Source organism: Delftia sp. 11MD, assembly GCF_050907895.1.
GTDB classification, from domain to species: domain Bacteria; phylum Pseudomonadota; class Gammaproteobacteria; order Burkholderiales; family Burkholderiaceae_C; genus Comamonas; species Comamonas tsuruhatensis.
Genome location: NZ_CP194333.1, coordinates 2,021,143 through 2,045,535, shown reverse-complemented (window position 1 = coordinate 2,045,535; position 24,393 = coordinate 2,021,143). Strand labels below are relative to the sequence as shown.

16 protein-coding genes and 3 tRNA genes are annotated in these 24,393 nt (G+C 68.0%); 10 read left to right on the top strand and 9 right to left on the bottom strand.

Going from position 1 to position 24,393, the window contains the following annotated elements:
• Nucleotides 1-30: 30 nt before the first annotated feature.
• The 5 genes from ACRSCF_RS09155 to ACRSCF_RS09135 all read right to left on the bottom strand — a co-directional run bounded on the left by ACRSCF_RS09155 (nucleotide 31) and on the right by ACRSCF_RS09135 (nucleotide 8,250).
• On the bottom strand, nucleotides 31-1,263 hold the full coding sequence (locus tag ACRSCF_RS09155) for a VWA domain-containing protein (RefSeq protein ID WP_034363580.1): 1,233 nt from the start codon (nucleotides 1,261-1,263) through the stop codon (nucleotides 31-33).
• Nucleotides 1,260-3,827 (bottom strand): DUF5682 family protein, encoded by a 2,568-nt coding sequence (locus ACRSCF_RS09150; protein ID WP_034363577.1) that lies wholly within the window; start codon nucleotides 3,825-3,827, stop codon nucleotides 1,260-1,262. The genes ACRSCF_RS09155 and ACRSCF_RS09150 overlap by 4 nt, the downstream gene beginning before the upstream one ends.
• Before the next feature lie 62 nt (nucleotides 3,828-3,889).
• Nucleotides 3,890-4,972 carry an AAA family ATPase gene (locus ACRSCF_RS09145; RefSeq protein WP_016449186.1) on the bottom strand — a complete coding sequence of 361 codons (1,083 nt, stop codon included), beginning with the start codon at nucleotides 4,970-4,972 and terminating at the stop codon, nucleotides 3,890-3,892.
• 66 nt (nucleotides 4,973-5,038) lie between these two features.
• On the bottom strand, nucleotides 5,039-6,793 hold the full coding sequence (locus ACRSCF_RS09140) for a DUF5691 domain-containing protein (RefSeq protein WP_244387935.1): 1,755 nt from the start codon (nucleotides 6,791-6,793) through the stop codon (nucleotides 5,039-5,041).
• On the bottom strand, nucleotides 6,790-8,250 hold the full coding sequence (locus ACRSCF_RS09135; RefSeq protein ID WP_026062073.1) for an SWIM zinc finger family protein: 1,461 nt from the start codon (nucleotides 8,248-8,250) through the stop codon (nucleotides 6,790-6,792). The genes ACRSCF_RS09140 and ACRSCF_RS09135 overlap by 4 nt, the downstream gene beginning before the upstream one ends.
• A 481-nt stretch (nucleotides 8,251-8,731) precedes the next feature.
• Here ACRSCF_RS09135 and ACRSCF_RS09130 point away from each other — a divergent pair, with 481 nt between their 5' ends.
• On the top strand, nucleotides 8,732-10,051 hold the full coding sequence (locus ACRSCF_RS09130) for a putative DNA modification/repair radical SAM protein (RefSeq protein WP_016450772.1): 1,320 nt from the start codon (nucleotides 8,732-8,734) through the stop codon (nucleotides 10,049-10,051).
• Nucleotides 10,052-10,066: 15 nt separating this feature from the next.
• On the top strand, nucleotides 10,067-10,906 hold the full coding sequence (locus ACRSCF_RS09125; RefSeq protein WP_244387934.1) for a TIGR03915 family putative DNA repair protein: 840 nt from the start codon (nucleotides 10,067-10,069) through the stop codon (nucleotides 10,904-10,906).
• Nucleotides 10,907-10,971: 65 nt separating this feature from the next.
• Here the strand turns inward: ACRSCF_RS09125 and purL are convergent, their stop codons facing one another.
• The gene (gene purL / locus ACRSCF_RS09120) at nucleotides 10,972-15,003 is read right to left on the bottom strand and encodes a phosphoribosylformylglycinamidine synthase (protein WP_244387933.1); all 4,032 of its coding nucleotides are present in this window, start codon (nucleotides 15,001-15,003) and stop codon (nucleotides 10,972-10,974) included.
• A 178-nt stretch (nucleotides 15,004-15,181) separates the two neighbouring features.
• Here purL and map point away from each other — a divergent pair, with 178 nt between their 5' ends.
• Complete coding sequence (map, locus tag ACRSCF_RS09115; protein ID WP_016450769.1) at nucleotides 15,182-15,997, top strand: type I methionyl aminopeptidase; 816 nt, start codon at nucleotides 15,182-15,184, stop codon at nucleotides 15,995-15,997.
• Between the two features lie 89 nt (nucleotides 15,998-16,086).
• Complete coding sequence (locus tag ACRSCF_RS09110) at nucleotides 16,087-18,720, top strand: [protein-PII] uridylyltransferase (protein ID WP_046986780.1); 2,634 nt, start codon at nucleotides 16,087-16,089, stop codon at nucleotides 18,718-18,720.
• Between the two features lie 81 nt (nucleotides 18,721-18,801).
• Here ACRSCF_RS09110 and ACRSCF_RS09105 read toward each other — a convergent pair whose 3' ends face one another.
• Complete coding sequence (locus tag ACRSCF_RS09105) at nucleotides 18,802-20,295, bottom strand: nucleobase:cation symporter-2 family protein (protein WP_016450767.1); 1,494 nt, start codon at nucleotides 20,293-20,295, stop codon at nucleotides 18,802-18,804.
• Nucleotides 20,296-20,586: 291 nt separating this feature from the next.
• Nucleotides 20,587-21,126, bottom strand: coding sequence for a peptide deformylase (gene def / locus ACRSCF_RS09100; RefSeq protein WP_034368832.1), 540 nt, complete (start codon nucleotides 21,124-21,126; stop codon nucleotides 20,587-20,589).
• Between the two features lie 269 nt (nucleotides 21,127-21,395).
• On the opposite strand from def, the gene ACRSCF_RS09095 reads away from it, so the two are divergent.
• The 4 genes from ACRSCF_RS09095 to ACRSCF_RS09080 all read left to right on the top strand — a co-directional run bounded on the left by ACRSCF_RS09095 (nucleotide 21,396) and on the right by ACRSCF_RS09080 (nucleotide 22,226).
• The gene (locus tag ACRSCF_RS09095) at nucleotides 21,396-21,815 is read left to right on the top strand and encodes a YbaN family protein (protein WP_016450765.1); all 420 of its coding nucleotides are present in this window, start codon (nucleotides 21,396-21,398) and stop codon (nucleotides 21,813-21,815) included.
• Nucleotides 21,816-21,901: 86 nt separating this feature from the next.
• Nucleotides 21,902-21,977: transfer RNA gene (locus ACRSCF_RS09090), tRNA-Asn, on the top strand.
• A gap of 52 nt (nucleotides 21,978-22,029) precedes the next feature.
• Nucleotides 22,030-22,105: transfer RNA gene (locus ACRSCF_RS09085), tRNA-Asn, on the top strand.
• Nucleotides 22,106-22,150: 45 nt separating this feature from the next.
• Nucleotides 22,151-22,226, top strand: a tRNA-Asn gene (locus ACRSCF_RS09080).
• A 44-nt stretch (nucleotides 22,227-22,270) separates the two neighbouring features.
• On the opposite strand, the gene ACRSCF_RS09075 is transcribed toward ACRSCF_RS09080, so the two are convergent.
• The gene (locus ACRSCF_RS09075) at nucleotides 22,271-22,597 is read right to left on the bottom strand and encodes a hypothetical protein (RefSeq protein ID WP_016447407.1); all 327 of its coding nucleotides are present in this window, start codon (nucleotides 22,595-22,597) and stop codon (nucleotides 22,271-22,273) included.
• Between the two features lie 237 nt (nucleotides 22,598-22,834).
• On the opposite strand from ACRSCF_RS09075, the gene aat reads away from it, so the two are divergent.
• Entirely contained in the window at nucleotides 22,835-23,620 is a 786-nt protein-coding gene (aat, locus tag ACRSCF_RS09070; protein ID WP_016451369.1) for a leucyl/phenylalanyl-tRNA--protein transferase, read from the top strand.
• The gene (locus ACRSCF_RS09065) at nucleotides 23,617-24,366 is read left to right on the top strand and encodes an arginyltransferase (protein WP_016451368.1); all 750 of its coding nucleotides are present in this window, start codon (nucleotides 23,617-23,619) and stop codon (nucleotides 24,364-24,366) included. The genes aat and ACRSCF_RS09065 overlap by 4 nt, the downstream gene beginning before the upstream one ends.
• The last annotated feature ends 27 nt before the right edge of the window (nucleotides 24,367-24,393 follow it).

The window sequence follows — 24,393 nt, the reverse complement described above, 5'->3', positions numbered from 1 at the left end:
GGCCGGGCCACCGGCCTGAGCGGCCATCCGCTACTTGCTTGTCTTGAAGCCCTGCCCTGCCGCCCAGGCCGCCACGTCGTCGCGGCGGATGGCGGCGGCCATGAGCTGCGGGAAGGCGTCCGGCGTGCAGGCAAACGAGGGCACGCCCAGCGCGGCCAGCTTGGCGGCCAATTGTGCATCGTAGGCAGGCGCGCCTTCGTCGCTGAGCGCCAGCAGCGTGATGAACTGCACGCCCGACTCCACCAGCTCGGAGGCACGTCGCAGCAGGCCGCTTTCCACGCCGCCTTCGTAGAGGTCGGAGATGAGCACGACGATGGCATTGCGCGGCTCGCTGATCAGGCCCTGGCAGTAGCCCACGGCGCGGTTGATGTCGGTGCCGCCGCCCAGTTGCACGCCGAACAGCACGTCCACGGGGTCGGAGAGCTTGTCGGTCAGGTCCACCACCGCCGTGTCGAAGACCACCAGACGGGTAGCGACGGCCGGCAGGCTGGCCATGACGGCACCGAAGATGCTGGAGTAGACGACGGAGTTGGCCATGGAGCCGCTCTGGTCTATGCACAGGATGACTTCGCGCTGCGGGCGGCGGACCTTGCGGCCGTAGCCGACCAGGGTCTCGGGCACGATGGTGCGGTAGTCGGGCTGCCAGTGGCGCAGGTTGGCGCGGATGGTGCGGTTCCAGTCGATCTCGGAATGGCGCGGGCGGCGGTTGCGCTGGCTGCGGTCCAGCGCGCCCGAGACGGCGCTGCGCATGGGCTCTTCCAGGCGGCGCATGAGGTCGTCCACCACCTTGCGCACGACGATGCGCGCGGTCTCCTTGGTGTTCTGCGGGATGACGGAGCCCAGGGAGATGAGGTCGGCCACCATGTGCACGTCGGGCTGCACATGCTCCAGCATTTCGGGCTGGAGCATGAGTTCGCGCAGGTTCAGGCGCTCCATGGCGTCGCGCTGCATGACCTGCACGACCTGGCTGGGAAAGTACTTGCGGATGTCGCCCAGCCAGCGGGCCACGCTGGGCGAGGAGTTGCCCCGGCCGCCCCGGCGCGAGAGGCTGCCGTCCTTGTTGTCTTCTTCGTAGAGCGCGGCCAGGGCCTTGTCCATCTCATCGAGGGAGCCGCCCTTGGCGCCCAGCCCGCCGCAGCTGCCCTCGGCCGGCTGGCCCAGCACCAGGCGCCAGCGCTGCAGCCGGTTGGTGGGCTGGACGGCGGGGTCCTGCGGATCGGCGTCGGCAAGGGATGCATCGTTCACGGTGGCAGCGGTGTTCATGGCTGGGCCTCCTGCGGGCTGGACAGCAGTTGCGCGGGCAGGTTCAGGCCCAGCAGTTGATCGAGTACGGGAAGGGCAAGCACGGCGCGCGCCTCGTTCCAGGCGCCGTCGTCACCGCCGCCTGCCGCGCCTGCGGCACCTGCGGATGCAGCCGCCACGACGGCCGCACTGCCCTGCCCTCGCCGGGCCTTTTCGCCCAGGCTCTGGCGGTCATGGTTGGAGAAGGCCGAGAAGCTGCGGCGCACCAGCGGCAGGATCTGGGTGAACTGGGTCTCGCCCAGCTGGGCCAGCCAGGCATCGACGGCACCCCAGATGGCGTCGTCGTGCAGCAGCACCAGGGCCTGGCGGTTGAGAAAGCCGTCCAGCCAGGCGGCAGCGTCCAGCGGCGGCACGCCCAGCGAGAGATTGCGGCCCAGTTGCGTGGCCACGGCCTCGCTGTCCAGGCGGTGGGCATCCAGCAGCAGGCGGCAGGACGTGCCGCGCAGCAGGGCCGCGCCGGCATCGCCCAGGGCAATGCTGCGCAGGGCGCCGAACCAGACCTCGCGCGGCTCCTCGGCATCGCGCAGGCGCAGGGCCTCGTGGGCCTGCAGCACCGTGGCCTGCATGTGCCTTGCGGCGTCTTCATCCAGCGCCATGCAGGCCAGGGGCAGGCCGATGGCGGCACGCAGCGCCATGCTGTCGATCACCGTGGCCAGCGCCTGGGTGTCGGTCTGGCGCACGCTGCCGTAGCGCAGCACATTGGCCAGCGGCGGCAGCGCCTGCATGAGCTGGGAAACGTCGCCGGTGCTGGCAGAGCGGTCGGCCAGGTCGTGCATGAGGGCATCGACCAGGTGCGGCAGGTCGGCCAGCAGGGCGTCGTCGATGGTCTTGGCCAGCTCGGGCAGCGGTGTCTCGGGCGTCAGCGCCTGGCGCACCTTGGCGGCTGCAGCCTGCACCAGGGTGCCGCCGTAGCGGCTGGCCTCGATGACGCGCACGGCCAGCTCGGGCTCCCACTGCAGCTGCCAGCTTTCGCGGAAGGTGCCCCGGTTGCGCTGCTGGTCGGTGGTGACGCTGCCCCACTCTATGCCCAGCAGGCGCAGCCGGTGCAGGAAGTGGCTGCGGTCGCGGTCCGTGTCCTTGCGCAGGTCCAGGGCCAGGACCTTGGCGGCCGCCTCGGGCTTGAGGCGCAGGCTTTTTTGCTGCTGCTCGATGTCGCGCTGCAGCGGCACCTGGGGCACGTCGGCGGGCACGCCGCCGATGCGGTCGCCCACGCTGAGTTCGCGCTCGATCAGGCGCAGCGGAGCGCGCTCGCCCATGCTGATGACGGTGACGATGGCCTCGTCCAGCTCGGGCAGGCCCGGGCTGGCGTGGCCGCGCAGGGCGGCCAGGCTTTCGGCCAGGCGCGTGGCCTCGATGATGTGGGCGCTGGAGCAGTCCAGGTCCTTGGAACGCAGCAGATGGGCCACGCGCGCCAGCCAGCCGACGGTGCGCCGGGTGCTGGCGCGTGCCGGGTCGGCAGCAGGTGCGGACTGGAGCAAGGACTCGGGCGCAGGCTCGGAGCAGCGCCACAGGTGTTCATACCAGCCCGGCGAATCCACGCCCGCTCCATAGCCGCTGGACGAGCACAGGTTGCGGTAGGTCCAGGGCGCCCAGGTGGCCTGGACCTTGGCCTTGGGCAGGCCCTTGAGCGTGGCGGCATCGGCCTTGGCGGTGACCTGGGCCTGCAGGGCCGGCACATGCCATGCGCCGCAGACCACGGCAATGCGCTGGTGGCCGGCCTTGACGGCCTCGCGCATGCACTGGCGCATCCAGGCTTCGCGCAGCGCCTCGCGCCGGGCGTGGCGTTCTCCGCGCACTTCGTTGGGCAGCTCGGCGCGCACCACGGCCATGGCTTCGGCAATGCCCTCGAACAGGGTGGCGCCGTCGCCGCGCTCCTCGACCATGCGGTTCCACCAGCTTTCGCCGTCGGGGTAGCCTGCGGCCTCGGCCAGCAGGTCCAGCGGATCGCGCCAGTCCCGCCTGCCGGGGTCCGAGGGATCGACGGCGAGGTCGGCAGCCGGCACGGACTGCGTGGTGTCGTCGCGGTCCAGGGCCTCGGCGGCATTGCTCTGGAGCTGGCCGCCGTCTGCCGCAGCGGCGCCGGAATCGGAGCCGGTGTCTGCATCCTGGCCTTCATCGCCCGCATCCTCGCCTGCATCACCTGCATCTGCTGCCGCCGCCTCGGCCCGGCGCCGCTCCTGCTCGGCCATGTCCAGCGCCATGCGGTGGGTCTGGGGCAGGTCGATGAAGCGCGTGGCCACGCCCTGGCGCGCCGCCCATTGCAGGGCCTGCCATTCGGGCGAGAACTCGGCGTAGGGATAGAAGGCGGCATGGGCCGGGCTGTCCTGCACATAGACCAGCATGGCCACGGGCGGCTGCAGGTCGGCATGCTGGAGCATGGGCAGCAGGGACTCGCCCTCGGGCGGGCCTTCGACCAGCAGGCAGTCGGGCTGCAGCTGCTCCAGGGCCTGCAGCAGGCTGCGCGCGCAGCCCGGGCCATGGTGGCGGATGCCGAAGAAATGAAGCGGATTGGCAGAGGTGGCCATACGGGAAGTGCGCAGGAGATGCGCAGAAGATGCGGTCGGTCAGCGGTGCGGGAGTGCGGGCTTCAGAGCTGCTCGCGGCAGGCGCGGTACAGGTCCTTCCAGTCGCTGCGCTCCTTGACCACGGTCTCCAGGTATTCCTTCCAGACCACGCTGTCCTGCACCGGGTCCTTGATCACGGCGCCCAGCAGGCCCGAGGCCACATCGCCCGCGCGCAGCACGCCGTCGCCGAAATGCCCGGCCAGCGCCATGCCGCTGTTGATGACCGAGATGGCCTCGGCCGTGGACAGCGTGCTGCTGGGCGACTTCACGCGCACGGTCTTGCCGTCCTCGGTCTGGCCGTTGCGCAGCTCGCGGAAGATCTGCACCACCCGGCGCACTTCCTGCAGGGCCGGCGGCTCGGCGGGCAGGGCCAGGGCGCGGCCCTGCTCGGCCACGCGCTTGGTGACGATCTGCACTTCCTCGTCCTGCGATGCCGGCACGGGCAGGACCACGGTGTTGAAGCGGCGCTTGAGCGCGCTGGACAGCTCGTTCACGCCCTTGTCGCGGTTGTTGGCCGTGGCGATGACCGAGAAGCCCTGCACGGCCTGCACCTCGGTGCCCAGCTCGGGCACGGGCAGTGTCTTTTCGGACAGCACGGTGATCAGCGTGTCCTGCACGTCGGCCGGGATGCGGGTCAGCTCTTCGATGCGGGCGATCTTGCCCAGCTTCATGGCGTTGACCAGGGGGCTGGGAATCAGCGCCTTCTCGGACGGGCCATGGGCCAGCAGCTGCGCGTAGTTCCAGCCGTAGCGCAGCTGCTCCTCGCTGGTGCCGGCCGTGCCCTGCACCAGCATGGTGGAGTCGCCGCTGACGGCGGCCGACAGGTGCTCGGACACCCAGGACTTGGCCGTGCCGGGCACGCCGTACAGCAGCAGGGCGCGGTCGGTGGCCAGGGTGGAGACGGCGATTTCCATCAGGCGCGGATTGCCGATGTACTTGGGGCTGACCTCGAAGCCGTTGCCGAGCTTGCCGCCCATGAGGTACTGGAGCACGGCCCAGGGCGACAGCTTCCAGTTGGGCGGACGCGGACGGTCGTCCACCTTGCGCAGGGCTTCGAGTTCTTCGGCGAATTGCTGTTCGGCATGCTGGCGCAGGACTTGGCTCATGGTGTGCTTCCGGAAAGGGATGGGAATGGGATTCGGTAGGGGGTGGGTGGCAAAGCGGGCCCGGCCTCAGGCCTGGCCGCGCAGTGCGATGAAGGCCTGGTGCAGGCCCAGGCGCAGCTCGACGATGCGCTCCAGGTGGCCGCGCATGCGCTCCTCGTCCCAGGGCCGCGCGCGGCTGCGTTCGAGGCGCGCCTGCTGCTGGGGCGTGAGGGCAATGGCCGGGGCGGCTGTTGCTGCAGATGCCGAAGCGGCTGCGGTCTCTGCAACAGGCTCGGCCGGGGGCTCCGGCTCGGGCTCGACCTGTGCATCCAGCACCGAGGGCTTGCGCCACAGCTCGGCAAAGCGCTCCAGCGCGGTCACGTCCAGCATGCGCGCGCAGGACAGCAGGGCCTGGTCGGCGCGGTAGCTGTGCCAGTTGCCCGTGATCTGCTTGCCGCCCACGGCCACATGCAGTGCCTCGGTCAGCCGCGCCGACAGCGCGGGCGAGAGCAGTTCGGCACCGCCCAGCGACTGGGACATGCCCTCGATGGCGTCGATGAGCTTGTGCCTGTCGCGCTCGAACTGTGCAATCCAGCGGGACTCGCGTTCTTCGGGGGACAGCCGGGCCATGAGGGCGGGCAGCAGCGCATCGTGGCGCATGTCGCGGCCCAGGGCCTGGGCGGCATCGATCCATTCCACGTCCAGCTGGTACTGCAGGGCCCGCACCCAGCCCTGGCGCAGCGAGGATTTCCAGTCGCTGCGCCGGCTCCACTCCATCACTTCCAGGGGCGTCAGGCCCAGGGCGCGGGTCCAGAAGGACACCGGGGTGAGCTGCACCATCTGCTCCAGCAGCCAGGCCTTCTTGCCGCCACGGAAGTAGGCATCGGGCTTGAGCGTGATGCCGTCGCGCTCCCATTCCTTGAGGCCTTCCTCGGGAGGCTCCACGTTCCACTGGCCCTTGTCGTCCTGCTGAAGCATGGACTGCATCCAGCCCATGACGCGCTGGCTGTGTGCGCTGTCCGGCAGGCACGAGAGCATTTGTGCGGCGTTCTCGCGGATTTCCTTGCTGCGGTCGGACAGCAGTTTTTCGAGCAGCGGCTCGTCGTCCATGCCCAGCCCCACGGTCAGTGCCTGGACCATGGGCAGGCGCTCCTTGGCGCCCAGTTCCTTCAGGCTGCCTTCCAGCCGCGCACGGGCCTGGGCGGCATCGGCCGCGCGCTCGCTGCGCAGCAGGGCCACGCGCTGCTCGACCGAGCCCTCCTGCCAGACCAGTTCGGGGTCGGCGGTTTCCTCCACGCCGCTGGCATAGCTCCATTGCGGATTGAGCGCGCCCAGCCAGCGCCCGCGCTCGCCCAGCACCGGGGCCAGCCACTGGCGCAGCTCCACGGACTGGCGGCCCTGCTCCAGCGCAGGCACCAGCAGGTCATGGGGCAGGCGCTGGCCCGCCTGGTCCAGGGTGCGCAGCATCGAGGCCTGCAGCTCGAACGGCCCGTCCTTGAGCACGTCGCCCATCAAGGTCTGCAAGCGAGCATCGGCAGGCGCGGGGCGCGATTCTGCAGGCGCCGCGGCCGGCACGGCCAGCGGCGCCGGCAGGCGCACCTGCGCGCCGGGCTGCCAGCCTGCGCGCTCGAACACGGCCGCCACGGCGCTGGCGCGCAGCAGTTGCTGGGCGGGCGAGTCGCCGGGCAGGTCCGCCCGGGGCAGCAGCGCGGCCTGCACGGCCTGCTGCGACCACGGGGCAGACGGATCAACGCCCGAAGCCAGCGCAGGCGGCACGGCCAGCCGGTCCGAGCCGACCATGGCCGATTGCTGCAGCGCAGTCCAAAGTTGTGTGTTGCTCATACCGGTTCACCCTGGTTCTGCCAGATACATTGCCGGGCGCTTTCGCCCTCGCGGGCCTGCCAGGCGCTCAGCAGGCGCCAGCGGCCCACGGCCGGGCCGGGCTCCCATTCGCCAAACAGCTGCATGGGCGCGCCGCCGCTGAGCGCCAGCAGGCGCCAGGCTTCGGCATCGTCAATGGCCACGGGAACGGGTTGCACAGGCGCGGCAGTGCCGTCAGCAGACACGCCGGGCGCAGCCGCCGATGCGCCCGGCGCATCGGGCCAGGCCGCAAACCATTGGCCCTGGGCAGGTACCAGGCGCAACCCGTCCTGGCACAACGGCTGCGTGGCCTGCAGCGGGTTGGCGGCAATGCGCCGGCCCATCTGCTGCAGGACGTCGCCCACGGCCGAGGTGTCCAGCGGGCTGGCGTCCTCGGCAGGCAGCGCAGGCCCGTTGCCGTTGGCGGCAATGGCGCGCAGCGGCGCATGGCCCGGGTAGAAATTCAGCGCGCAACCGTAGCGATGGCCAGGCACCCACGCCGATTCGAAGCCGCGCCCGCCCTGCGCATAGTCCAGCACCAGGGCCATGCGGCCCGTGCGCTGCCCGTGCAGCCAGACGCGACGCTCCATGAGCCGGCCTTCGCGCTCGATCATGCGCAGGCCGGCCACCAGCCATTCGTCCTCGACCAGTTGGCCGCGGGCCTGCACTTCGGCCTTGTCCATGGGCCAGCCCAGCGCGGCCATCACGTCGGCCTTGACCTCGGGGCTGAGCGATTCACGGCGGCGCACGGCGTCGATGATCAGCTGCCAGTGGCCCAACTGCACCAGCATGTCGCGTGGCCAGTCGCGGTGGCTGTCCACCAGATCCCGGCAGTCCTTGATGCGTGCCGCCATGCCCGTGGCCTGCGCATCTACCATGCGCGCGGCCATGGTGTTCCAGCGCTGGCGCATCTGGGAGTCGCCGGCCTGGTTGGCCAGGCCCGCGCGCACCATGTCCTGCATCCACAGCGACAGTTCCTGCAGGCCCGCCTCGACCTTGTCCCAGCGCTTGTCTTCGCGCCTGGCCTGCTGCCTGGCCGCAACCTCGGGATCGGGTGGCGGCTCGGCCGCCGCGGCGGCAGCCTTGGCCTCCTTCTTCTCGGCCTTTTCCTGGCGGCTGTCCAGCCAGGTCTGCACCCAGGCCGGTGGATCGCCGCCCTCGGTGACCTGGCCGCCCGCACGCATCAGCATCAGCGCCAGCCCATGCTTGCAGGGGAACTTGCGGCTGGGGCAAGAGCATTTGAAGGAGGGGCCCGACAGGTCCACCTGGGTCTGGTAGGGCTTGCTGCCGCTGCCCTGGCACTCGCCCCACACCGCCACATCGTTGGCACCCATGGTGGGCCATTTGGCGGGCGATTGCAGCCCCTTGGCGGCCTTGCTGGAGGAAGCGTCCGGCGATAGCGCCAGCACTTCGCTCTCTGTTCCTAATACACGCGACACCGAAGCTCCCTCTCCAAGTGTTTGTCATCGCCAGGCGCATTGAATGAAGAAACGACCGCGCCCGGCAAGCCCGAAAGCCTATCAGCAATAGTTATCGGCAATTTGAAACAAATCACAACAACGTCAAACCTCTCTCCCATGAACCGGGAACCCCATGGCGCGCAGCCAGCTGCGCTATATCAGCGCATGCATTGATGGCACCAAGCCGTACCAGCCTTCAGACATTGCAAAAAGACGCAGGAAACACGCATTCACCATTTCCTGCGATGCACATCGCCACCCATTGAAAGCAAGCACTCATTCCGCACTGAAAACGGTTTCATTCCATTGCACTGGCAACCATTGCAATCCGCCGGCCATTGCGATAGCCCGACAGTGCGTTCAAACCGGAACCAGGCAAGGCCGGACCAGACCCTGGCTGGGGGATGGGCTCTCGAAAAACCGGATGTGCCAGGCAAATATACTGTATATTCATACAGCCATGGAGCTGCAACGCAAACTTTTCATCCTCGCCGACGCCGCCAAGTACGACGCCAGCTGCGCCTCCAGCGGATCGCAGGGGCGCGACTCGCTGGACGGCAAGGGCATGGGCTCGGTCACCGGCATGGGCATCTGCCACAGCTATGCGCCCGACGGGCGCTGCATCTCGCTGCTCAAGATCCTGCTGACCAATGTCTGCATCTTCGACTGCCGCTACTGCATCAACCGCAAGAGCTCCAACGTGCAGCGCGCCCGCTTCACGGTGGCCGAGGTGGTGCAGCTGACGCTGGACTTCTACCGGCGCAACTGCATCGAGGGGCTGTTCCTGTCCAGCGGCATCATCCGCTCCAGCGACTACACCATGGAGCAGCTGGTGGAAGTGGCCCGCCGCCTGCGCGAGGAGCATGACTTTCGCGGCTACATCCACCTCAAGACCATCCCGGATGCCGCCCCCGAATTGCTGGCCCAGGCAGGCCGCCATGCCGACCGCCTGAGCATCAATGTGGAACTGCCCACGGCCAGCGGCCTGGCGCAGTTCGCGCCCGAAAAGGACGGCCGGCGCATACGCCAGGCCATGCAGGGCGTGGACCGGCATGTGCAGGCCTGGCGCGCGGCCACGCGCGAGCAGCGCCAGGCGCAGTCCCTGCCCGGCGCGCCCGCGCAGCGCGCCGCCGTGCCGCGCTTCGCGCCGGGCGGGCAGAGCACGCAGATGATCGTGGGCGCCGACCGCGCAACCGATGCCGACATCCTCGAGTCCAGCCATACGCTGTATGCGGGCTACGGCCTGCGCCGCGTGTACTACTCGGCCTTCAGCCCCATTCCCGATGCCTCGCGCGACCTGCCGCCGCAGGCGCCGCCCCTCATGCGCGAGCACCGGCTCTACCAGGCCGACTGGCTCATGCGCTTTTACGGCTACGGGGCGGGCGAGATCGCGGCGGCCAGCCGCCACGGCATGCTGGACCTGGAGATCGACCCCAAGCTGGCCTGGGCACTGGCCAACCGCCAGCAGTTCCCCGTGGACCTCAACCGTGCGCCTCGCAGCCTGCTGCTGCGCGTGCCGGGCCTGGGCACGCAGACGGTGGAGCGCCTCCTGGCGGCGCGCCGCGTGCGCCGGCTGCGGCTGGACGACCTGCTGCGGCTGCGCGCCCCCGTGCAAAAGGCCCTGCCCTTCGTGCTGATCGACGGCCACCGCCCCCTGCTGGGCGAGACCGACTCGGCCGCGCTGCGCACGCGGCTGATCGCGCAGTCGCAGGCCAGCCAGGCCCAGGCGCGGCACAGCGGCATGCGCGTGCAAAGCGCACTGCAGGCCAGCCTGTTCTAGAACCTGGAGCACGCCATGCACGGACAGGCCCTCACCATCGAACTCGACAGCCCCGACGACTGGCCCGGCTTTCGCGCAGCCTGCCGGGCGCTGCTGGCCCACGGCGCCGACCCCGCTGCGGTGCGCTGGCGGTGGCCCGACACGCGGGGTGCGCAGCCACTCGGCGCGGGGGTGGATCTGTTTTCCAGCGCGCCGCAGCAGGCCATGCCCGCCTCGGCACTCGCCGGGCTGGCCGGCCCCGGCGAGGCAGGGCTGTCCCTGTCGGACACCCAGATGTCCGCCCTGCGCCATGCCTGCATGCACCGCGCGGCGGGCCGCTTCGAGCTATGCCACCACTGGCTGGCGCGCATGCAGGCCCGGCCCGAACTGCGGCTGGATGCGCTGGATGCGGACTGGCGCGCCATCGAGGCCCTGGCCCGCCCCGTCTCGCGCGAGATCCACAAGATGCACGCCTTTGTGCGCTTTCGGACGACACAGCGGCAGAACCTGCCCGAGCTGCACATCGCCTGGTTCGAGCCCGAGCACCACATCGTGCGCGCGGCGGCGCCCTTCTTCTGCAAGCGCTTTGCCAACATGCACTGGGCCATCCTCACGCCGCAATGCAGCGCGCACTGGGACGGCCATGCGCTGCGCCTGGCGCCCGGCGCACGCCGCAGCGATGCCCCGCCAGCCGACGCGGGCGAGGCCCTGTGGCTGACCTACTACGCCAGCACCTTCAACCCCGCGCGCCTGAAGGAGCAGGCCATGCTGCGCGAGATGCCGCGCCGCTACTGGCACAACCTGCCCGAGACGGTGCTGATCTCCACCCTGGTCCAGCAGGCCCGCGCGCGCACGGGACAGATGCTGGAGCAGTAAGGACAGGCGCAAAAAAACAAAGGCCCCGAAGGGCCTTTGTCTGCTTTGCAGCGTCGCTCAGTGCATCAGCCCAGCCACTTGCGGGCGTTGCGCCACACGCGCATCCAGGGGCTGAATTCCGACTTGTCGCCGTTGGTCCAGCTCATCTGCACGTTGCGGAACACGCGCTCGGGGTGGGGCATCATGGCCGTGAAGCGGCCATCGGCCGTGGTCACTGCCGTCAGGCCGCCGGCCGATCCGTTGGGATTGAACGGGTACTGCTCGGTGGCCTTGCCGTGGTTGTCCACATAGCGCATGGAGGCGATGGCCTTGTCCGCATTGCCGCGGAAGCGGAAGTTGGCAAAGCCTTCGCCGTGGGCCACGGCGATGGGCAGGCGGCTGCCGGCCATGCCCTGCAGGAACAGGCTGGGCGACTCCAGCACTTCCACCATGGACAGGCGCGCCTCGAAGCGGTTGCTCTGGTTCTGCGTGAAACGCGGCCAGTCCTGGGCACCGGGAATGATGTCGGCCAACTCGGCAAACATCTGGCAGCCGTTGCACACGCCCAGGCCGAAAGTGTCGCTGCGGCCGAAGAACTGCTGGAACTGCGCGGACAGGCTGTCGTTGAAGGTGATGGAGCGCGCCCAGCCGATGCCGGCGCCCAGCGTGTCGCCGTAGCTGAAGCCGCCGCAGGCCACCACGCCGGCGAAGTCCTGCAGCTGCGCGCGGCCGCTTTGCAGGTCGGTCATGTGCACGTCCACGGCGTCGAAGCCGGCCTCGGTGAAGGCGTAGGCCATTTCCACATGGGAGTTCACGCCCTGCTCGCGCAGCACAGCCACGCGGGGCCGCGCGCCCAGGTTCAGGAAGGGTGCGGCCGGGTTCTCGGCCGGGTCGAACGTCAGGTGCAGGTGCATGCCCGGGTCGGCAGGCTCGCCGGCTGCGGCGTGCTCGCTGTCGGCGCAGGCCGGGTTGTCGCGCTGCTGGGCGATCTTCCAGCTGACGGCATCCCAGACCTGGTGCAGGTCGCTGAGCGAGGCGCCGAAGACGGACTTGGCATCGCGCCAGACCTGCAGCTCGCCCTTGCCCGCATCGACCTTGGAGGAGGCAGGACGCGTCTTGCCGATGATGTGGCTGCAGGTGGACAGGCCATGCTCGCGCAGGGTCTGCAGCACGGCGGCGCGGTCGGCCGTGCGGATCTGCAGCACGGCGCCCAGTTCTTCGTTGAACAGCGCGCGCAGCGTCATGTCGTCGCGGCGGCCGCTGATCTGGGAGGCCCAGTTCTTGCCTTCGCCCGAGTCCATGCGGCTGTCGCTGATGCCGTCGCCTTCGGTGACCAGCATGTCCACGTTGATGGCTACGCCCACATGGCCGGCAAAGGCCATCTCGGCCACGGTGGCCAGCAGGCCGCCGTCGCCCTTGTCGTGGTAGGCCAGGATCAGGCCCTTGGCGCGCAGGTCGTTGACGGCATCGACCAGGGCAATCAGGTCCTTGGCGTCATCGAGGTCGGGCGTCTCGTTGCCGGTCTGGCCCAGCACCTGGCCCAGGATGGAGCCGCCCATGCGCATCTTGCCGCGGCCCAGGTCCACCAGCACCAGGGTGCTGTCGTCTTCCGAGGCGTCCAGCTGGGGCGTGAGCGTGCCGCGCACATCGTCGATGGAGGCAAAGCCCGTGATGATCAGGCTGACCGGCGAGGTCACCTTCTTGACCTGGCCGCCCTCGTTCCACTGGGTGCGCATGGACAGGCTGTCCTTGCCCACGGGAATTGAGATGTCCAGCTGCGGGCACAGCTCCATGCCCACGGCCTTGACGGTGGCGTAGAGCGCCGCGTCTTCGCCGGGCTCCCCGCAGGCCGCCATCCAGTTGGCCGACATCTTGACCCTGGACAGTTCGATGGGCGCGGCCAGCATGTTGGTGATGGCCTCGGCCACGGCCATGCGGCCCGACGCCGGCGCGTTGATGGCCGCCAGCGGCGTGCGCTCGCCCATGGCCATGGCCTCGCCCTTGAAGCCCTGGAAATCGGCCAGCGTGACGGCCACGTCGGCCACGGGCACCTGCCAGGGGCCGACCATCTGGTCGCGGTGGGTCAGGCCGCCCACGGCGCGGTCGCCGATGGTGATCAGGAAGCGCTTGGAGGCCACGGTGGGGTGGGCCAGCACGTCGATCACGGCCTTTTCCAGGGGCACGCCGGTCAGGTCCATGGGGGGCAGCTCGCGCTGCACGGTGGCCACGTCGCGGTGCATCTTGGGCGGCTTGCCCAGCAGCACGTTCATGGGCATGTCCACGGGGAACTTCTGGTCGCCCGAGGCCACGGCCGTGTCCTCCAGCACCAGCTGGCGCTCCTCGGTGGCCGTGCCGATCACGGCAAACGGGCAGCGCTCGCGCTCGCAGAAGGCCGTGAATTCCGCCAGCGATTCGGGCGCGATGGCCAGTACATAGCGTTCCTGGCTTTCGTTGGACCAGATTTCCTTGGGCGCCAGGCCGGATTCCTCCAGGTTGACGGCGCGCAGGTCGAAGCGCGCGCCACGGCCCGCATCGTTGGTCAGCTCGGGGAAGGCATTGGACAGGCCGCCGGCACCCACGTCGTGGATGGCCAGGATGGGGTTCTTGTCACCCTGGGCCCAGCAGTGGTTGATGACTTCCTGGGCGCGGCGCTCGATCTCGGGGTTGCCGCGCTGCACGGAGTCGAAGTCCAGCTCGGCCGCGTTCGTGCCGCTGGCCATGGAGCTGGCAGCGCCGCCGCCCATGCCGATGCGCATGCCGGGGCCGCCCAGCTGGATCAGCAGGGTGCCGGCGGGGAATTCGATCTTGCGCGTCAGCTCGGAGTCGATCACGCCCAGGCCGCCCGCGATCATGATGGGCTTGTGGTAGCCGCGCATCACGGCATCGGCACCCACGCCGACCTGCTGCTCGTACTCGCGGAAATAGCCGGTCAGGTTGGGACGGCCGAACTCGTTGTTGAAGGCCGCGCCACCGAGCGGGCCCTCGATCATGATCTGCAGCGGGCTGGCGATGTGCTCGGGCTTGCCCACTTCGCTGCCCCACAGCTTGGAGACCGTGAAGCCCGACAGGCCGGCCTTGGGCTTGGAGCCGCGGCCCGTGGCGCCCTCGTCGCGGATCTCGCCGCCCGCGCCGGTCGATGCGCCGGGGAAGGGAGAGATGGCCGTGGGGTGGTTGTGCGTCTCCACCTTCATGAGGACATGGTTGACGGCCTTCTTCTTCTGGTAGCTGGGCGCCTTGATCTTGTCCAGGGCTGCCTCGAAGGTGGCGACGAAGCGCTCGACCTCATGGCCTTCCATGATGGAGGCGTTGTCCGAGTACGCGACCACCGTGTGCTGGGGCGAGACCTGGTGCGTGTGGCGGATCATGCCGAACAGGCTCTTGTCCTGGGCCACGCCGTCAATGGTGAACTGGGCGTTGAAGATCTTGTGGCGGCAGTGCTCGCTGTTGGCCTGCGCGAACATCATCAGTTCCACGTCCGTGGGATTGCGCTGCAGGCCCTTGAAGGCGTCGACCAGGTAGTCGATCTCGTCGTCGGCCAGTGCCAGGCCCCATTGGCGGTTGGCAGTCTCCAGCGCCGCGCGGCCGCCGCCCAGCACATCGACGAACTCCATGGGAGCGGCTTCCAGGGCGGAGAACAGCCGCTCGGCCTCGGCGCGCGTGGCGAAGACCGATTCGGTCATGCGGTCGTGCAGCAGGGCCGCGATCTGCGCGGTCTGCTCGGCCGACAGCTCGGGCTTGCCACCGAGCAGGCCGCTCTTGAGGACCACGCGGTACTCGGTGATGCGCTCGACGCGGAAGACTTCAAGGCCGCAGTTGCGCGCGATATCGGTGGCCTTGGAGGCCCAGGGCGAGATCGTGCCCAGGCGCGGGGTGACCACCAGGGCGGTGCCATCGGCCGGGCCTTGCGGGCCTTCGTAGGGATCTCCATAGGTCAAGAGCGCCTGGAGGCGCTCTTGCAATGCGGGCGTGGGTGCGGCGTCCGTGGCCACCAGGTGCACGAAGCGCGCGGCAATGCCGGTGATTTTGGGATGGATGGCGACCAGGTCGGTCAGAAGCTGCTGGGCGCGGAACGAGCTGAGAGCGTTTCCACCCTCGAACTGTGTCAGATGCAAGGTCACGTGGCGGCCTGTTGGGTGAGGAGGCTTGTGAAAAGCGCCCTGCGGCCCCGCCCGGCTGGGGGCAGGCCGCAAGGCGCTGAATCGGTGAGGCCGCCATTTTACCGGGCTGCGCCGTCCCGGTGGCGACAGCCGCCCCTTACCCCTGCACGTCCAAAGGCGCAATGGGATAATTGCGGGCATGAGCATCACCATCAAGAGCGCCGAAGACATCGCAGCCATGCGCGTGGCATGCCGCCTGGCTTCGGAAGTGCTGGACTACATCACCCCCCACATCAAGCCCGGCATCACCACGGCCGAGATCGACCGGCTGGGCGCCGAATGCATGGCGCAGCAGGGCACGGTCTCCGCCACCATCGGCTACCAGCCGCCTGGCTACCCGCCCTATCCCGGGCACCTGTGCACCTCGGTCAACCATGTGGTCTGCCACGGCATCCCCAATGACAAGCCGCTCAAGAAGGGCGACATCGTCAATGTGGATGTCACGGTCATCACCAAGGACGGCTGGTACGGCGACAACAGCCGCATGTTCCTGATCGGCGAGTGCTCCATCGCGGCCAAGCGCCTGTCGGCGCTGACCTTCGACGCCATGTGGCTGGGCATCCAGCAGGTCAGGCCCGGCGCCACGCTGGGCGACATCGGCAACGCCATCCAGACCTTTGCCGAAGGCCACGGCCTGTCGGTGGTGCGCGAGTTCTGCGGCCACGGCATCGGCCAGAAGTTCCACGAAGAGCCGCAGATCCTGCACTATGGCCGCCCCGGCACGGGCACCGTTCTCGAAGAGGGCATGGTCTTTACCGTCGAGCCCATGCTCAACCTGGGCAGGCGCGAGATCAAGGAACTGGGCAAGGACGGCTGGACCATCGTGACCAAGGACCACAGCCTCTCGGCCCAGTGGGAACACACCCTGGTGGTGACCAAGACGGGCTACGAAGTCATGACCCTGTCGGCCGGCTCGCCCGCGCTCCCGCCCTTCGTGACCGCCACGAGCTGCTGAGGCTCGGCATGTTTCTTGCGTGATGCGCAGGCAAAATGGCACTGCGCCCGGGGCACCCGCTCCAGGCGCCTCCCCTGCCCTGGCCGCGCATGAAACAGATCACTGACCACACTCCTTCCAACTCTGCGCCCGCAGCCCCGGATTCGCTGGAGCAGTTGCGCGCGCAGTACGCCCTCGATCGCGGACGCTGGATAGGCTCGCTGCTGGCGCCCACCATGGGCCGGCGCGGCGTGCGCCTGGTGCTGCAGCACCTGAGCGATCTGGCCGACACGCTGCTGCGCGCGCTGTGGCACCGCGCCGGCATGCCTGCCGAGGCCTGCCTGGCCGCCGTGGGAGGCTATGGCCGCGCCCAGTTGTTTCCCTACTCCGACATCGACGTGCTGGTGCTGCTGCCGGCCACCGGCACGGCAGACCCGGAGCTGACCTCGCGCATAGAAAAGTTCATCGGCAGCTGCTGGGACGCGGGCCTGGAGATCGGCTCCAGCGTGCGCACGCTGGCCGAATGCCTGCAAGAGTCCGGGCGCGACCTCACCGTGCAGACCGCCTTGCTGGAGTCGCGCCGCATCTGCGGAAACGAGCCGCTGTTCGGCGAGTTCCAGCAGCGCTACCAGGCACAGATGAATGCGCGCGCCTTTCTGTCCGGCAAGCTGCTGGAAATGCGCCAGCGCCACAACAAGTACGAGAGCACGCCCTACTCGCTGGAGCCCAACTGCAAGGAATCGCCCGGCGGCCTGCGCGATCTGCACACCATGATCTGGCTGGCCCGCGCCGCAGGCCTGGGCCACAGCTGGCAGGCCCTGGCGGAAAAGGGACTGATCACCGATTTCGAGCGCCAGCAGCTCGAAGACAACGAGGCCATGCTCAGCCTGATACGCGCGCGCTTGCACGCCGTGGCGGGCCGGCACGAGGACCGCCTGGTCTTCGACCAGCAGACCGCCGTGGCCGAGGCCTTTGGCTACCGCTCCACCTCGGCCGAGGGCCGCAAGCTGGCCATGCGCGCCAGCGAGACGCTGATGCGCCACTACTACTGGGCAGCCAAGGCCGTGACCCAGCTGTGCCAGATCCTGCGGCTGAACATCGAGGAGCGCCTGAACCCGCGCCCCACGCCGCGGATCCGGCTGAACTCGCGCTTCTACGAGAAGGCAGGCACCATCGAAGTGGCCAGCGACGATCTGTACGAGCGCGAGCCGCATGCCATCCTCGAAACCTTCCTGATGTACGAGACCCATGTGGGCCTCACCGACCTGTCGGCACGCACGCTGCGCGCGCTGTACGGCGCGCGTGACCTGATGGATGCGGCTTTCCGGCGCGACCCCGTCAACCGCGCCACGTTCATGAAGATCCTGCAGCAGCCCAGCGGCATCACGCATGCCATGCGGCTGATGAACCAGACCTCGGTGCTGGGGCGCTACCTGTGGCCCTTCCGGCGCATCGTGGGCCAGATGCAGCACGACCTGTTCCACGTCTACACGGTGGACCAGCACATTCTCATGGTGCTGCGCAATGTGCGGCGCTTTTTCATGGCCGAGCATGCGCATGAGTACCCGTTCTGCTCCCAGCTGGCCAGCGGCTGGGACAAGCCCTGGCTGCTGTACGTGGCCGCGCTGTTCCACGACATCGGCAAGGGCCGCGGCGGCGACCACTCCATCATCGGCGCCGTGGAGGCCAAGCGCTTTTGCCGCGCCCACGGCATTGCGCGCGCCGACGCCGAGCTGATCGAGTTCCTCGTGCGCGAGCACCTGACCATGAGCCAGGTTGCACAAAAGCAGGATCTGTCGGACCCCGAGGTGATCCAGGCCTTTGCCGAGCGCGTGGGCAACGAGCGCAACCTTACGGCGCTGTACCTGCTCACCGTGGCCGACATCCGTGGCACCAGCCCCAAGGTGTGGAGCGCCTGGAAGGGCAAGCTGCTGGAGGACACCTATCGCCTGACCCTGCGCGTGATGGGTGGCCGCGCGCCCGACGCGGCCGCCGAGATCGAGGCGCGCCGGCGCGAGGCGCTGGTGCAGCTGGCGCTGACGGCCCAGCCCTTCGAGTCCCACAAGAAGCTCTGGGACACGCTGGGCGTGGACTACTTCATGCGCCACGAGGCGGCCGACATCGCCTGGCACACACGCCACCTGTCGCGCCACGTGGGCACCACCCGCCCCGTGGTGCGTGCGCGCCGCTCACTGGCGGGCGAGGGCCTGCAGGTGCTGGTCTACGCACCCGACCAGCCCGATCTGTTCGCGCGCATCTGCGGCTACTTCGACCGCGCAGCGTTTTCCATCCTGGATGCGCGCGTGCACACGGCCCACAACAGCTATGCGCTGGACACCTTCCAGGTGGTGGCGCCCGCCATGCAGGAGCAGTACCGCGAACTCATGCACATGGTCGAGAACGACCTGGTCGCCGCGCTGATGGAGGGCGGGCCGCTGCGCGAGCCCTCGCCCCGGCGCCTGTCGCGCCGCGTCAAGAGCTTCCCCTTCGCGCCGCGCGTCACGCTGCGACCCGACGACAAGGCCCAGCACTGGCTGCTGTCCATCTCGGCCACGGACCGCGCCGGCCTGCTCTACACCGTGGCGCGCATCCTGGCCCAGCACCACCTGAGCGTGCAGTTGGCCAAGGTCAGCACGCTGGGCGAGCGCGTGGAGGACAGCTTCCTCATCGAGGGTGCGGAGCTGCAGAACAACCAGCGCCAGCTGCTCATAGAGACCGAGCTTTTGCAGGCCCTGGCAGTCTGAGCCGATTGCGCAAAAAAAGCCCGCCCTGTTGTGCAGGGCGGGCTCGTCGGGTTCATGCGCTGGCAGGCGGGGATGCAGCCATCAGTGCATGGCGGACGCAGGCGCCGACACCGTGGCCACTTGCTTGCCCTCGCGGTCATAGAGCTTGCCGTCGACCACCCGGTCGCCATCGGCCAGGGCAGACAGCACAGCCTCGCTGAGCACGCGCTCCGATCCGGCGCCGAACACCGATGGCTCTTCGGGGTTGCCCTGCTTGAAGTGGTTGAAGACCAGGTTCAGCAGCAGCACGGTCACCGCAGTGGAGCTGATGCCCGAATGGAACATGGTGGCGAACCAGTCCGGGAAGTGGTGATAGAAGTCCGGCTTGACCATGGGCAGCACGCCCATGCCGATGGACGCCGCCACGATGATCAGGTTCATGTTGTTGTGATAGTCCACCTTGGCCAGCGTGCGGATGCCGCTGGCTGCCACCGTGCCAAAGAGCACCAGGCCCGCGCCTCCCAGCACCGAGGGCGGCACGCAGGCCACGATGCGCCCCATGATGGGCAGCAGTCCGAAGGCGATCAGGATCAGCCCGCTGAAGGCCACCACATAGCGGCTCTTGATGCCCGTGACCGCGACCAGGCCCACGTTCTGGGCAAAGGCGCTCTGCGTGAACGAACCGAAGAACGGGGCCACCACGCTGGACAGCATGTCGGCACGCAGGCCGTCGGCCAGGCGGCGCGAATCCACGCGCGTGCCCACGATGTCGCCCACGGCCAGGATGTCGGCCGAGGTCTCCACCAAGGTCACCAGGATCACGATGGACATGGAAAGCGTCGCCGCCAGGCTGAAGGTCGGCCAGCCGAAGTGCAGCGGCATGGGCACGGCGAACCACGCACCGCTGCCCACCTCGGAAAAGTCGGACTTGCCGATCATGGCCGCCACCGCCGTGCCGATGACGATGGCCAGCAGGATGGACAGGCGCGAGATCATGGCGTTGCCCAGCTTGCTCAGCGCCAGCACGATGACCAGGGACAGCCCGGCCAGGCCGATGTTGCCCATGCTTCCGTAGTCGGCCGCCTGGGGATTGCCACCCATGGCCCAGTGGGCGGCCACCGGCATCAGCGACAGGCCGATGATGGTGATCACGCAGCCATTGACCAGCGGAGGAAAAAAGCGCGTGAGCTTGGAGAAGATGGGCGCAATGATCAGGCCGAACACCGAGGCAAAGAGCACGGCGCCCAGCACCCCCTGCATGCCGCCGCCCGTATGCAGGATGCTGACCATGGTGGCCACGCCCGAGAAGGACACGCCCTGCACCAGCGGCAGGCGCGAGCCGAAGAACGGAATGCCCAGCGTCTGCAGCAGCGTGGCCAGCCCGCCCATGAAAAGGCAGGCCGTGATCAGCAGGCCCGTGTCGGCCGCCGACATGCCCGCCGCATTGGCCATGACCAGGGGCACGGCCACGATGCCGCCGTACATGGTCAGCACATGCTGCAAACCATAGAGGGTGTTGGCCGTGAGGCCGAGTTGCTCGTCCTCCGGGCGGATGTCTGCGCCCAGGGCCGGCGCATTGCCAGAACTTTTTTCCATCGCTGTCTCCTTGTCCTCTTGTTCACAGAACGCCGGACAAGTACGCGGCAGCCGGATGGCGGCAGGCACACCCCCGCGCACCCTTTGCCGCCGACCCGATAGGCCGCGCTCTCCTGCATCCTGCATCGCGAAGCCCGGTGGCTGCTTGGCAGCTCTTGGCGGGCGCACGCACACAATCCCCGCCTTCGCGGGAAGTGCCACTGTACGGCGCCAGCATGGAAAAATTGTCTACCGATTTGTATACAAAGACCTGACCGCAGATCCTGGAATTACAGCGGCAAGCAAGTCCGCTCAGTCATCCTCGGCAGCGCTGATGCCGGGGAACAGCACATCGGTGAAGCCGAACTGGCGGAAGTCGCGCATGCGCATGGGATAGAGCTTTCCCCAGAGGTGATCGCACTCATGCTGGACCACCCGCGCATGAAAGCCATCCACCGTGCGATCGATCGCATCGCCAAAGACATCGAAGCCCGTGTAGCGGATACGGCTCCAGCGCGGCACCATGCCACGCATGCCGGGTACGGACAGGCAGCCTTCCCAATCCAGTTGCTCGTCCTCGCCCATGGGCGTGATGACCGGATTGATGAGCACGGTGCGCGGCACCACCGGTGCATCGGGGTAGCGCGGATTGGGCAGGCCGGAGCCGAACACCACCATCTGCAGGTCCACGCCAATCTGCGGCGCGGCCAGCCCCGCGCCATTGGCGGCATGCATGGTGTCCAGCAGGTCGCTGAGCAGCAGGTGCAGTTCGTCGGTGTCGAATTCGGTCACGGGCTGGGCGACGCGCAGCAGGCGCGGATCACCCATTTTCAATATGGTGCGTACAGTCATGGCAGTGCACGGTGATGCAGGAAATGCGGGTCGCCAAGCATAGCGGGCGCACCGCGCACCGCGCACCTTGACCACACCCACCTGCTTCGCCCCCCGATCACCCCCTCTCGGTCCCCTTGGCCGCCATGGCCACACCGCGCTGGCACAATCGCAGCATGCCCAGCACCGCCAGAGAGTCATCCGCCGCGTCCCCAGAGGACCGTGACACAGGCGCGCAGCAAACACCCGCGGCACAGGCCCGGCAGCCGGATACCACTGCGCAGGCAGGCATGGCGCAGGCGCAGGCCTTCAATGATGATGATCCCCCTCCCCTGCACCGCATGCCGGCCGCGCCGTTGCGCTGGGCGCTGCAGCTGTTTGCCTGCCTGAGCCTGGCGACGGGCATTGCCGGCATCTTCATTCCAGGATTGCCCACCACGGTGTTCGTGCTCATGGCCGGATGGGCAGCGGCGCGCAGCTCGCAGCGCATGCACACCTGGCTGTGGCGCCATCGCCTGTTCGGGCCCATGCTGCGCAACTGGGCGCGGGGTGGCTGCGTGAGCCGGCGCGCCAAATGGAGCGCCAGCGCCATGATGAGCCTGTGCGCCGTCATCCTGCTGTGGACACGCCCGCCCGCCTGGGTACAGGCCGTGGCGCTGACGTCCATGGGCTGCGTGCTGGTGTGGCTGTGGTTCAGGCCAGAGCCCTGAGAATGAAGGCCTGCGGCAGGCCTGCTGAAAAAAATTCCCCGAGTTTTCTGTGACGTGTTTTTTACGTCATATAATCTAGGTCTTGTTCCTCAATAGCTCAGTTGGTAGAGCGCCGGACTGTTAATCCGTAGGTCCCTGGTTCGAGCCCAGGTTGAGGAGCCAAAGAATTTCAAGACCCTGCAATCGCACAGGATCTTTGTCGATAGACACGTATTCCTCAATAGCTCAGTTGGTAGAGCGCCGGACTGTTAATCCGTAGGTCCCTGGTTCGAGCCCAGGTTGAGGAGCCAAATTTCAGCGGCCTTGCAATCGCACAGGGCCCAGCACCAACATATTCCTCAATAGCTCAGTTGGTAGAGCGCCGGACTGTTAATCCGTAGGTCCCTGGTTCGAGCCCAGGTTGAGGAGCCAGATGAAAAGCCCGCATGCCAGCGCATGCGGGCTTTTTTGTTTGCTCAGGCTGCGCGCACCATGCCGACAGTCGGCGTGCTCGGCGCTGCGGCAGGGGCGGCCGACTCCACGGTGACAGGCTTGCCGTGCTTGGCATGTGCGCGACGCGCACCGTGCGCAGCGCGCGCTTGCTCCACGCCCTCTTCCCATGCACGCAGCTCTTCTTCCAGCCGCGCAGCCCGCTCCGCATACATGTCCGCAGAGGACTTGTAGTATTCGGCAGCAATGGTGTGCTCCAGCATCGCCATGCGTGCCTCCTGCAGGTAGGCCCGGGTGCGACGGATATAGCGCGGCTCGGCAAGGCTTGCGCCAAAGATTTTGCTGAAAAACATCGCTCATCCTCCTTCGATGTCTTCGCAGCGAAAGCCATGCATCCGCAAGAAGACAAGCCCAGGATAGCCAACCCGGCCTGGCGGCGCTGTCCCCTGGCGGGACAAGGCCGCGTAGGAGGTTCACTTACCCCGGCCAGGCGATGCTCTCGCATCCACGCAACCCTCTTCACCATGGTTTGTGCAAGACTGCGGCTGCAGAGAAGCACGAATCCATTATTTTTCAGTCCGCACCCGATCATGTCCCACCCCCTCCCATGGCTCATTCCCCACCAGGCCTTCCCTCCTGTGGAAACGGCATGGGGCCCCAACGACCCGATTCCGGGCCTGCTGGCCGCAGGCGGCACGCTGGATGCGGCGCACCTGCGCATCGCCTACAGCCAGGGCATTTTTCCCTGGTTCAGCGAAGGCCAGCCCACGCTATGGTGGTCGCCCGATCCACGCATGGTGCTGCAGACATCGCAGTTCCGGCTGCACCGCAGCCTGCGCAAGACATTGCAGCGCTTTCGCTCCACCGCCGGCTGCGAGATCCGCATCGACAGCGCTTTCGAGGCCGTGATGCAGCACTGCGCCCAAACGGTGCGCCGTGATCAGGATGGCACCTGGATCGTGCAGGAAATTCTCGACGCCTATACCGAACTGCACCGCCAGGGTGCAGCCCACAGCGTGGAAACCTGGATCGACGGGCGCCTGGTGGGCGGCCTGTACTGCGTGGCGCTGGGCCGCGCCGTATTCGGCGAGTCCATGTTCGCGCATGCCACAGACGCATCCAAGATCGCACTGTCGGCACTGGTGGCGCTGTGCCGGCACCAAGGCGCCGCGCAAATCGATTGCCAGCAGGCCACGCAGCACCTGGCTTCGCTGGGCGCGCGCGAGATGCCCCGCTCCCAGTTCCTGCGCACCGTGGCAGAGCAAAGCCAGCTGCCGCCCATGCACTGGCAATTCGAAAACGTATACTGGAACGAGTTGCTGCCGCCGTCCGGTGACGCCGGCAGCACATCACCGGCTGCCGCCAGCACACCATGACGCACCCGAACGATCTTCCGCTGCAGGCCCTGCAGTTCTACGCCACAGCCGCCTATCCATGCAGCTACCTGGATGGCCGGCTGGCGCGTTCGCAAGTAGCCACGCCCAGCCACCTGATCCAGAACAGCGCCTATTCGGAGCTGGTCTCCCTGGGGTTTCGCCGCAGCGGAATGTTCACCTACCGGCCGTATTGCGATGGTTGCCGGGCCTGCGTGCCCATGCGCATCCTGGTCCATGATTTCCGCCCGGACCGCAGCCAGCGCCGTGCCGCCGTGCGCCACGCCGATCTCACGGCATCGATCCAGCGCCTGCATTACTCGAACGAGCATTACCAGCTGTACCTGCGCTACCAGCAAAGCCGTCACAGCGGCGGCGGCATGGACCACGACAGCGTGGACCAGTACACGCAGTTCCTGCTGCAAAGCCGCGTCAACTCACGGCTTGTGGAGTTCCGCGCACCGGCGGCCGACGGCGCAGTCGGCAGGCTGAAGATGGTCTCCATCCTCGATGTGCTGGAAGACGGGCTGTCCGCCGTCTACACCTTCTACGAGCCCGATGACCAGGCCAGCTACGGCACGTTCAACGTGCTGTGGCAGATCGATCAGGCACGCTCCATGAGCCTGCCCTATGTCTACCTGGGCTACTGGATCGCCGACAGCCAGAAGATGAATTACAAGGCGCGCTTTCTTCCCCATGAAGTGCGCGTGGACGAGCGCTGGCAGCGCGTGGATCAGCTCCCACGCTGATATGGCGCCACCGCGCCCTTTTCAGCG